The sequence below is a fragment of the Micromonospora sp. NPDC005163 genome, assembly GCF_053599835.1.
Window position 1 is genome coordinate 1 of sequence record NZ_JBSFYP010000119.1, and the last position, 9726, is coordinate 9726.

11 protein-coding genes and 1 pseudogene are annotated in these 9726 nt (G+C 66.2%); 11 read left to right on the forward strand and 1 reads right to left on the reverse strand.

Going from position 1 to position 9726, the window contains the following annotated elements; translation table 11 throughout:
- Window positions 1-17: 17 nt before the first annotated feature.
- Window positions 18-1130 carry an integrase core domain-containing protein gene (locus ACWD6N_RS36555; protein WP_450006548.1) on the reverse strand — a complete coding sequence of 371 codons (1113 nt, stop codon included), beginning with the start codon at window positions 1128-1130 and terminating at the stop codon, window positions 18-20.
- Between the two features lie 206 nt (window positions 1131-1336).
- On the opposite strand from ACWD6N_RS36555, the gene ACWD6N_RS36560 reads away from it, so the two are divergent.
- The 11 genes and pseudogenes from ACWD6N_RS36560 (at window position 1337) to ACWD6N_RS36610 (ending at window position 9601) form a co-directional block, all read left to right on the forward strand.
- Window positions 1337-2161, forward strand: a complete 825-nt coding sequence (locus tag ACWD6N_RS36560) for an IclR family transcriptional regulator (RefSeq protein WP_387330659.1) — start codon at window positions 1337-1339, stop codon at window positions 2159-2161.
- A gap of 128 nt (window positions 2162-2289) precedes the next feature.
- Window positions 2290-3003, forward strand: coding sequence for an ABC transporter substrate-binding protein (locus ACWD6N_RS36565; RefSeq protein ID WP_387330662.1), 714 nt, complete (start codon window positions 2290-2292; stop codon window positions 3001-3003).
- A 43-nt stretch (window positions 3004-3046) separates the two neighbouring features.
- On the forward strand, window positions 3047-3778 hold the full coding sequence (locus ACWD6N_RS36570) for an amino acid ABC transporter permease (protein ID WP_387330665.1): 732 nt from the start codon (window positions 3047-3049) through the stop codon (window positions 3776-3778).
- A complete protein-coding gene (locus ACWD6N_RS36575; protein ID WP_450006552.1) occupies window positions 3775-4425 on the forward strand; it encodes an amino acid ABC transporter permease in 651 nt (216 codons plus the stop codon). The genes ACWD6N_RS36570 and ACWD6N_RS36575 overlap by 4 nt, the downstream gene beginning before the upstream one ends.
- On the forward strand, window positions 4422-5186 hold the full coding sequence (locus tag ACWD6N_RS36580; protein WP_387330671.1) for an amino acid ABC transporter ATP-binding protein: 765 nt from the start codon (window positions 4422-4424) through the stop codon (window positions 5184-5186). Before ACWD6N_RS36575 ends, ACWD6N_RS36580 begins: the two co-directional genes overlap by 4 nt.
- A gap of 41 nt (window positions 5187-5227) precedes the next feature.
- The gene (locus ACWD6N_RS36585) at window positions 5228-5695 is read left to right on the forward strand and encodes a RidA family protein (protein ID WP_387330674.1); all 468 of its coding nucleotides are present in this window, start codon (window positions 5228-5230) and stop codon (window positions 5693-5695) included.
- 113 nt (window positions 5696-5808) lie between these two features.
- On the forward strand, window positions 5809-6945 hold the full coding sequence (locus ACWD6N_RS36590) for an alanine racemase (protein WP_450006554.1): 1137 nt from the start codon (window positions 5809-5811) through the stop codon (window positions 6943-6945).
- Window positions 6946-6976: 31 nt separating this feature from the next.
- Window positions 6977-7648 carry a bifunctional 4-hydroxy-2-oxoglutarate aldolase/2-dehydro-3-deoxy-phosphogluconate aldolase gene (locus ACWD6N_RS36595; protein ID WP_387330679.1) on the forward strand — a complete coding sequence of 224 codons (672 nt, stop codon included), beginning with the start codon at window positions 6977-6979 and terminating at the stop codon, window positions 7646-7648.
- Window positions 7641-8606 carry a sugar kinase gene (locus ACWD6N_RS36600; protein ID WP_387330681.1) on the forward strand — a complete coding sequence of 322 codons (966 nt, stop codon included), beginning with the start codon at window positions 7641-7643 and terminating at the stop codon, window positions 8604-8606. Before ACWD6N_RS36595 ends, ACWD6N_RS36600 begins: the two co-directional genes overlap by 8 nt.
- A gap of 22 nt (window positions 8607-8628) precedes the next feature.
- Window positions 8629-8778, forward strand: a pseudogene (locus tag ACWD6N_RS36605) (hypothetical protein); the annotation flags it as partial.
- A 70-nt stretch (window positions 8779-8848) separates the two neighbouring features.
- Window positions 8849-9601: a helix-turn-helix domain-containing protein gene (locus ACWD6N_RS36610; protein WP_450006557.1), complete on the forward strand. Its 753-nt coding sequence runs from the start codon at window positions 8849-8851 to the stop codon at window positions 9599-9601.
- The last annotated feature ends 125 nt before the right edge of the window (window positions 9602-9726 follow it).

Genomic DNA, 9726 nt, shown 5'->3' on the forward strand with positions numbered 1-9726 from the left:
CCGCCGAACACGAAGCGCTACACGCGATGACCCACCCGGTCACCGCACCCCTGGAAACCAGATAATCCCGTCTCCATCAAACCCGGGGCTTGACACAGGCCATGAAGGACTCGGCGTTTGCGTACCGGTCGGTCGAGCGGGATCACAACCTTCGGGTCGTGGCGGGGTGCGTGTTGGTCAAGGCTCTGATGTGGACGGTGGCCGTTGAAGGGTCGGGCATAGCCGTCGAGGATAGTGCGGGCGTGCTGTTCGTTGTAGGTCAAGATGTGGTCGGTGCACTCGCGGCGGACGGTGCCGATGAACCGCTCGGCATAGCAGTTCGCCCGAGGTGTCCGCGGCGGGATCCAAACTACGTCGATGCCCTCGGCGGAAAGCACGGCGTCGAACGAGCCGGTGAACTTGCAGTCGCGGTCTCGGATCAGGAACCGGAACAAGTTTGCCCGCTCACCGAGGTCGACGATCAGGTTCCGGGCCTGTTGCGTGGTCCATTCGCCCGTCGGGTTGGCGGTGACCCCGAGGATGTGGACCCTGCGGGTGACCACCTCCATCACGACCAGCACATAGATCCGCCGCAGCGCGATCGTGTCCAAGTGGAAGAAGTCGGTGGCCAGCAGCCCGTGCGCCTGGGTTCGGAGGAAACGTCGCCAGCTGGTGTCCACACCGCGCGGCGCCGGTCCTGTCCGGGTGCGGGCCAGGATCCGGCGGATCGTGCCGGCACCGACCCGATACCCGAGGCCGACGAGCTCGCCTTGGATGCGGCGGTGTCCCCAGCTCGGGTTCTCCCGAGCCAGCCGCAGGACCAGATCCCGGACCTCGGCACTGATCGGCGGCCGACCTGGCCGGTTCGGGTAGGTCCACCGGCGTTGGACCAGACGGCGGTGCCACGCCAGCAGCGTGGCCGGCGTAACGAGGCGATGCTGGCGTAGCCTGCCGGGGAGGAGCCGCGCCAGCGCGGACAGCACCGCCCGGTCCGGCCAGGACGGTCGAGGCCGGCCGACCTGCCGGCGCAGGACCGCGACCTCCTGCCGCAGGACCAGCAGCTCCGCGGTCTTGGCTGCGTCGCTGCGCGACAGCCGCGCAAGCCAGCCAAAAACCTGAACCATAATCAGATACAGCAGCCGGAACAGCATCATCCAAGCATGCGTCCGATGGGCGAAACCTCAGCTCACAACCCGTGCGACGAGTTATGGCACGGCACACCCCGGCACGGGTTCAACACGTCCGCCGATCCGATAACGCAACGGCGCCGTATCGCCTGACCCTTGACATAGATACTCCGGGGCTCGTAGCGTCGCTGCATACCAGAACATCGTTTTGCAATGCAGAATCGAATGAGATGACCTCGACGCCTCGCAACAACTCGTCCTCGCTTCGGCGAGCTCTCGCGATCCTCGACGCCCTGGCCGCACAGGACGGACGGGCCGGATGGACGTTGACTGAGCTGGCGTTGCGTGTGGGCGCTTCCAAGAGCACGATCCTGCGGCTGATGGCACCTCTGCTCGAAGCGAGCCTGGTGCAGCAGAGGGGCGACGGCAGCTACGCGATCGGTGTGGGCGCGGTGACGTTGGGCAGCGCCTACCTGAACAAGCTCGACCTGCGAACGGTCGCCCAGCCGGTTCTTGCGCGCCTTGCCGCAGCGTCCGGGGAGACCGTCCACCTCATGGTCTACAACGAGGCGCAGGTCGTCTACGTCGACAAGATCGCCGGATCCTCGCCCATCCAGATGGCCTCACGGGTGGGCGACCGGGCCGCTGTCCACTGCACTGCATCGGGCAAGGCGATTCTGGCCCATCTCCCCGTCGAGGAGTTCGAGCGCGTCGTGGCAGCAGGCCTGCCGGCGCACACCAGGCACACGCTGGTCACCGCAGAGCAGCTCGCGGAGGACCTGCGCCTCGTACGTGCACGAGGCTTCAGTCTCGACGACATCGAAAACGAAGACGGAATCCGCTGTATCGCCGCGCCTGTGTTCGACCACAACGGTGCGGTCGTGGCGGCGGTGAGTGTCTCCGGGCCGGCAGAGCGTGTGGGAGCGAACCTCGACGAGCTCGCTGCCTTGATCGTCTCCGGAGCGAGTCAGATTTCGGAGCAGCTCGGGGCCCACCTGAGCAGCTCTAGTGACCATTCCGAACCCATCCCCCATCTAGCAAAGGATCCATCATGAGACTGGGCAAGAAGTACATTGCCTCAGCGGTCGCAGGCCTTCTGGCGACAGCCGCACTGGCCGGCTGCACCCCTAGTCCAGCAGGAGAAAACAATGATGGTTCGTCCGGATCCGCAGCCAACTCCTCGTTGAAGTCGGTCCTGCAGAACGGCACTGTCCGGGTCGCCGACTGTCTCTCCTTCGCCCCATTCGGCTTCAAGAACGAGAAGGGTGAGCCCGACGGCTACGACGTGGACATCGCGAAGAAGCTCGCCGAGGATCTCGGCGTGAAGCTCGAGGTGGTCGACACGACATCGGCCAACCGCATTCCCAACCTCAAGACCAGCAAGGTCGACGTGGTCTTCTGCAACTTCACGCGGAACGGCGAGCGTGCTCGGGAGATCGACTTCACCGACCCGTACGTCGTCGCCAGCCAGGCGCTGCTCGTCCACAAGAACAGCGGCATCTCCTCCGCCCAGGACCTTCCTGGCAAGACCGTCGCCACCGTTAAGGGTTCGACCAACGCTGATGTGCTGAAGGACCTCGGCATCAACGTGAAGACCAACGAGTACGACACGTCGCAGGCGGCCATCCTGGCGGTCAAGCAGCGCCAGGCCGACACCATGATCGAGGACTCGAACTTCCTGGCCTACCAGGCAAAGCTGAACCCGACTCTGGAGGTCACCAAGGACGCCCTCGTGCCGCTGGAATACAACGCGTTCGGCGTCAAGCAGGGTGACCAGGTGTGGCTCAACTACCTGAACCAGTTCCTCTTCCGCCTGAACGCCTCGGGCGAGAACAAGCGCCTCTACAACAAGTGGTTCGGAATCGACCCGAGGTACCCGCTGACCCCCCAGTACTGAGCCGCAACCCGGGCAGACGCTAGTCATAGGAGAGGAGAATTCGGTGCTCTATCAGTGGCGTTCGGTACTGGAGTACCTGCCGGACTTCCTACGAGCAATGGGATTGACGCTGTGGATCACCCTCCTCGCGTTCGCGCTGGCGCTGGTCTGCGGGTTGGGCGCTGCACTGGCGCGGAACTCGAAGAATGCTGTCCTGCGTCTGGGCGCAGGAGCGTACGTCGAGATCGTCCGTAACACGCCCGTGCTTCTTCAGATCTTCGTCGTCTTCTTCGCTCTACCGTCCTTCGGCCTGCGAATGGACGCGGTCACCGCGGGCACCGTGGCCATCGGCCTGAACGTCGGCGGATACCTGTGTGAGGTGTTTCGTGCAGGCATCTCATCGGTGGCGCGCGCGCAACGAGAAGCGGCTCAGGTCCTCGGCCTGTCTTCGCGTCAGGCGTTCATCTCCGTGATCGCGCCCCAGGCGTTGCGGAACGTTTACCCGGCGACGGTAAACAATTTGATCCAGGTGCTGCTGGGTACGTCGCTGCTCACCGCGATCGCGGTGCCCGAACTTACCGGAGTGGCAACCGTCATCAACGCGCGCACGCTCCTGTTCGTGCAGGTGTTCGCGATTGCGCTGGTGCTCTACCTCGTGCTCAGCAACGCCTTGTCGTTCGCCTCCGGTCTGCTGGGCCGGGTCCTGTTCAAGCCACCGCTCGAACAGGTCCGGCCCGGCCTGTGGCCGGTTCGTCGTGCCCGGACGATCACGACCACGGCGGAGGTGGCAGCATGAACCTGGAACTCATCTGGGACAACCTGCCTCAGCTCCTCAAGGCGTTCCTGGTGACGCTGGAGCTCTCGGCGGTGTCCATTGCCGGAAGCACGGCGATCGGCCTCGTGGTGGGCGCACTGCGGACCTCGCGGGTTCCGGTAGTGTCCCAGCTCGCGAGGGCGTACGTGGAGATCTTCCGGGGGTCTCCGCTGCCGATCACCCTGCTGTTCGTGTACTTCGGCGCTGCACTCTACTTGGGGTACAGCGTGGAACTCTTCGTCGCGTCGGCCGTCGGCCTGAGCATCTACCACGGTGCGTACGTGGCGGAGATCTTCCGGTCCGGAATCGAGGCCGTCCCGACCGGACAGCGGGAGGCAGCCCAGACTCTGGGGCTGTCGCCCATGCAGACGTTCAGGTACGTGGTCCTGCCTCAGACGCGCCGGATCGTGTTTCCGCCGCTCATCGGGCAGTACATCTCGCTCATCAAGGACACCTCCATCGCGTTCGTCATCGGCATGGTGGAACTCATGAAGGCCGGCCAGGCCATTGTCGACCGTACCGTCGAGCCCGTCCCTGTCTACCTCACCATCGCCGCCCTCTACTTCGTAATTTGCTACCCGCTGTCCCTGTGGGTGCGCAGAAACGAGAGAAAGATCGTGCCCGCATGACCGCCACAACCGCGAAAGAACAGTCCATCGCCAGCAGCATCCAGCTCCGCGCCGTCACCAAGGCGTTCGGCTCGGTCCAGGTGCTCAAGAACATCGACCTCGACGTCGCAAGCGGAGAAGTGGTCGTCCTGATCGGTGCATCCGGTTCGGGCAAGAGCACCGTGCTGCGCATCATGAGCGGGCTGGAGACGGCCGACTCCGGCGAAGTCGTCGTCGGAGACGTGCCCATGCACGACCCCAAACGCGCCCCAGAGATCCGCGGCCACGTGGGAATGGTCTTTCAGCAGTTCAACCTCTTCCCCCACCTCAACGCGCTCGGAAACGTGACCCTGGCCCTTCGAAAGTCGCTCAAGATGAGCAAGGCCGAAGCGCGCGAGGTCGGACTGCGGTGTCTCGAACGGGTCGGCATGCAGGATCGCTGTGCGAACTACCCGTCTCAGCTTTCCGGGGGTCAGCAGCAGCGCGTGGCCATCGCCCGAGCGTTGGCGGTCAACCCCCGCATCATGTTCTTCGACGAGGCGACGTCGGCACTGGACCCCGAGCTGGTCGGCGAGGTCACGTCGGTGATGCGCAGCCTCGCCGCCGACGGGATGACCATGGTCGTCGTCACGCACGAGATGGGCTTCGCACATCGGACCGCGGACCGTGTCGTGTTCATGGACGACGGCGTCATCGCCGAGCAAGGCTCGCCGGAACAGGTCCTGAAGGACCCCCAGCACCCTCGCACCCAGCAGTTCCTGGCCCGAGTACTCGAAGCATGAGTGGCCCGAAGCGGGTCACCCGATCTGAAGAGGTAACTGAAATGTCTACTGCCGACAACCTTGCAGCGCTCGGACTGGAACTCCCGCCGGTCCCTGTTCCGGTGGCGAACTACGTTCCGGCGCGGCGGGTCGGTGACCTGGTGTTCTCGTCCGGGCAGACGCCGACGCGTGACGGCACGTTGCTGCTGAAGGGCAAGCTGGGACGGGAACTGAACGTGGAGCAGGGGCAGGAGGCTGCTCGCCTGTCCATCCTGAACTGCCTGGCGGCCCTGCAGCAGGAACTCGGCGCGCTCGACGCTGTCGAGAGCGTCGTGAAGCTGACCGGGTTCGTTGCCTCCGCCGAGGGGTTCGAAGACCATCCCACGGTCATCAACGGTGCGTCCGTCCTGCTCGAGCAGGTCTTCGGCGAACGCGGCAAACACGCTCGTTCGGCGCTGGGTCTGGCCGAGCTGCCGTACGGCGCCCCGGTCGAGGTCGAGCTGATCGTCAGCGTGAAGCCGGGACACTGATGAGTACCGCAGCGGGGCATGACCCGTACTTCAAGTCCGCACCGGGTAGCGGTCACGAGCCCATCCCGGTGGGGACCCAGGTGCTGACCGACGGGACGGTCTTCTCCCCCGTCATGGTGCTCAAGGACTCGGCGGTCGCACACAATATCGCCGAGCTCCGGGCGTACTGCGAGACCGAACAGGTACTGCTGGCCCCGCACGGCAAGACGACCATGTCCCCGGAGCTGACCCACGCCCAGTTGGAGGCCGGGGCGTGGGCCATCACCGCGGCAACCCCCGCCCAGGTCAGGGCCTTCTGGGAGTTCGGTGTCCCCCGGGTCCTGTTGGCCAACGAGCTGGTGGACCGGGCCGGCATCGCGTGGATCGCGCAGCACCTGGCCGACGCCGGCGAACACGAGTTTCTGTGCTACGTCGATTCGGTCCAGGGCATCAGGATCATGGAGGAGGTGCTCGCGGGGCTCGACCTCGACCTGACTCTCGACGTCCTTGTCGAGATCTCGACCACCGGGGGCCGCACCGGCGTACGGACGCTCGCCGAGGCGATGCAGGTTGCCCGGGCAGCCTCGGAGTCGCCGTATCTGAACGTTCGCGGCGTCGCCGGCTACGAGGGTGCGCTCGTGTCGAGCCGCGAGGGCGACTCGGTACAGGTGATCGCGTCGTACTGCCGGCACGTTGCGGACATCGCGGCAGCGCTGGATGAGCAGCAGCTGTTCGACGGTCCCACGGTCATCCTCAGCGTCGGAGGAGGAGCCTACTTCGATATCGTCGTCGACGAGCTGAAGAAGGCCGTGCTGCCACGTTCCGAGCCCGTCATTTTGATTCGCTCAGGGAGCTACGTCTCCCATGACGACGGCCTGTACGACCGCATCGCCGCCTTCGCCCAACCTGGCTCGGCACATTCGCTCAAGCCCGCCCTGGAGATCTGGGGCCGGGTCCTCTCCCGTCCCGAGGGTGGGCTCGCCTTCGCCGACTTCGGCCGCCGGGACGTCCCCTTCGACCAGGGTCTGCCGGTGGTGCTTCACGTCCGCAATCGGGACGGGCAGGGTCAACGTCCTGCCGAGGGCTTCATTGTGACGGCGCTGAACGACCAGCACGCTTACCTCTCAATCCCAGACGATGATCCGCTGAGCCCCGGTGACTGGATCGGATGCGGCATCTCGCACCCGTGCACCGCATTCGACAAGTGGCGCCATATTCCGTTGGTCGACGACGAGTATGTCGTCACCGGCTCGGTCACCACCTACTTCTGACTCTCCAAGCCGCAAGGAGCATCGCCCGCTAATGGTCACCACGCTCGGCGCACGACAAGTGCTGCCACGCGCGATCCCCGCGACACGGATCATCGCCGTGCTGCGCGCCCCCGTCAGCACCCACCTCGCCGAGGTCGCCGTCGCGCTGCGCGACGCGGGAGTCACCTGCATCGAGGTTACTCTGACCACCCCCGATGCACTCGCTTCGATCCAGGAGTTGCGAGCCACGCTCGGCGACTCAGCCGAAATCGGCGCCGGCAGTGTCCTGACCGTCGCCGACCTGGAGGCGGCCACCGCCATGGGCGCCACCTACACCCTCTCGCCCTGCCTCAACCTCGAGCTCCTCGCCCGGGCGCATGAGCTGGGTACGCCGCACATTCCCGGCGCCGCGACACCAACGGAGGTCGTGGCCGCATGGAGTGCCGGCGCTCCCGCGGTAAAAGTCTTCCCCGCAGCGCAGCTCGGGGGGCCCGCCTACCTACGTGCGCTACGAGACCCACTGCCCGACGTCCAGTTGATCCCGACCGGCGGAGTGACCGACGCCCAGATCGGCGACTACCTGGATGCAGGCGCGGTGGCGGTCGGCATCGGCTCACCGCTCACCCGAAATGCGCTGGCGGACGGGCCCGACGAGGCGTTCCATGCGCGCGTCACAGGGTTTCTGAACCGACTTCGGCGCTGGAAGCAGGCGACCGATGAGTGACTCGCTCATGGGCTATCCGGAGCTGGTCACCATGGGCGAGACGATGGCCCTGCTCACCCACCGCCACACGACCCCGCTGCGGCACGCCCGGTCGTTGGAGCTGAGCGTCGGAGGGTCGGAGTCGAACGTCGCGATCGCCGCCACACGTCTAGGTGTCGCGACAGCCTGGGCAGGCCGCGTCGGCGACGACGAGCTCGGTCGCATGGTGGTTCGCGAGCTCCGCGCCGAGGGAGTACGCGCGTTCGCTTCGGTGGACCCGTCCAAGCCGACCGCCATCATGCTCAAGTCACCCAGGACTAGCCAGTCAACCCACGTGACCTACTACCGCTCGGGTAGCGCCGGGTCCGCTCTAGGGCCCGATGACGTCAACGCGGACCTGCTTCGGAACGCGAGGGTTTTCCACACCAGTGCGATCACCCCCGCACTTAGCGCGACCGCCCTGGACGCGGTCCACAAGAGCATCGAGATCTGCCGTACATCCGACACGCTGGTATCGGTGGACCTCAACTTCCGCAGGGCGCTGTGGAGCGAGCGGGAAGCACGCGACGAATTCCGCTTTTTGGCCTCAAAAGCCGACATTGTCTTCGCCACGGAGGGGGAGGCACGGGTCGCCTGCGATGCACCGGATGCGACGTCGCTGGCCCGTGAGCTCGCGTCGCTGGGCGGCGGCAGCGCGGTGGTGAAGCGGGGCGAACTCGGTGCCGTGGCCTACGTCCAGGGGCAGGTGCACGTCGTCGAGGCCGTGCCAGTGATGGCCGTCGACTCGGTCGGCGCGGGCGACGCCTTCGCCGGGGGTTTCCTCGCGGCATTGATCCGTGGCCACGGCAGCAGCCAATCCCTTCGCTGGGCCGCCCTGATGGGCGCGTGGTCCGTCGCCACTGATGGTGACTGGCAAGGCCTGCCGACGCTGGACGAGCTCGAATCGCTGCAGAACTCATCCGACGACGTAACGCGGTAGTCGACCGGCGTTCCTTCGCTTCATGCGAGAGGCGACGTCCGCTGGGATACGCGTCGCCTGGTCCGCGGAGAGTCTGTCGGGTAGGCACGTCGGCCTGCTCACCCACCTGCCACCACCGGTCGACTCGGCCGCCCAGGCAGCAGGGCAGGCCGCCCGGTGGCAAGCCGAGCACCTGTACCGTGCCAAAACTCATCGCACCTGCTGTGAGCTGCTGTTCCGCGTCCCTGCACAGGATGGGGAGCGTGTTGGTTCGGTTGCTGTACTTGAGCGCGGTGCGCGTGTTCGGCTGGCTGCCGCAGGCCACGCGGAGCGAGGCCGCGATGGTCGCGGAACTGCTGGTGCTGCGCCACGAGGTTGCTGTACTGCGACGCCAGATCGGCCGGCCGCGGCTGTCGTGGCCGGAACGCGCGGTGTTGTCCGCGCTGGTCCGGGCCCTGCCACGAGAACCGTGGAAGCACCGGATCGTCACCCCGGCGACTCTGTTGGCCTGGCATCGCCGACTGGTCCGCCGACGCTGGACCTATCCGAACCAGCAGGGACGGCCACGGATCAGCGACGAGATCCGTGACCTGGTGCTGCGCCTGGCCCGGGAGAACCCCGGCTGGGGGCACCGGCGCATCCAAGGCGAACTCGTCGGCCTCGGCCACCGGGTCGGCGCCGGCACCATCCGCCGCATCCTCGCCGGATCGAGGGTCGGCCCCGCCGGTTGCGGCCGGCGGACCTTCGTCGAGCAGGTACCAGGTCTGACCCGGCGGTACGGCCGTCACACCGTCTTGGCGGCCAGCGACCTGGAGGCCGTCGCACTGGCATTGGGCGGTAGACCGGGCTCACGACTGGCGCACCGGTTGGCGGTCGCGGTGTCCCGGATGACGTTGATCCGGATGATCCGCCGGATGCCCGACGCGCCCCTGGTGACGCCAACGGTGCTGGGCGTGGATGACTTTCATCCTGGGTCGTGCCCGGGATGCGTGGCTCCCGCCGGGGCCGTCCTTTAACCCACCGAGCAGAGTCCGCGCGGATGCGACCTGATGTGCCTCGCGTTTTCCGGACAGCTGATCAGCAACTAATTCATGCTGCGAGCTGGTAGTTCAGAAACTCGTTGCGGGCCTGTTGCGGCGTC

Coding starts and splice junctions, on each gene's coding strand:
- ACWD6N_RS36555 (WP_450006548.1), bottom strand. CDS start 1,130: ATGCTGTTCCGGCTGCTGTATCTGATTATGGTTCAGGTTTTTGGCTGG.
- ACWD6N_RS36590 (WP_450006554.1), top strand. CDS start 5,809: ATGGTGCTCAAGGACTCGGCGGTCGCACACAATATCGCCGAGCTCCGG.
- ACWD6N_RS36585 (WP_387330674.1), top strand. CDS start 5,228: ATGTCTACTGCCGACAACCTTGCAGCGCTCGGACTGGAACTCCCGCCG.
- ACWD6N_RS36580 (WP_387330671.1), top strand. CDS start 4,422: ATGACCGCCACAACCGCGAAAGAACAGTCCATCGCCAGCAGCATCCAG.
- ACWD6N_RS36575 (WP_450006552.1), top strand. CDS start 3,775: ATGAACCTGGAACTCATCTGGGACAACCTGCCTCAGCTCCTCAAGGCG.
- ACWD6N_RS36560 (WP_387330659.1), top strand. CDS start 1,337: ATGACCTCGACGCCTCGCAACAACTCGTCCTCGCTTCGGCGAGCTCTC.
- ACWD6N_RS36600 (WP_387330681.1), top strand. CDS start 7,641: ATGAGTGACTCGCTCATGGGCTATCCGGAGCTGGTCACCATGGGCGAG.
- ACWD6N_RS36595 (WP_387330679.1), top strand. CDS start 6,977: ATGGTCACCACGCTCGGCGCACGACAAGTGCTGCCACGCGCGATCCCC.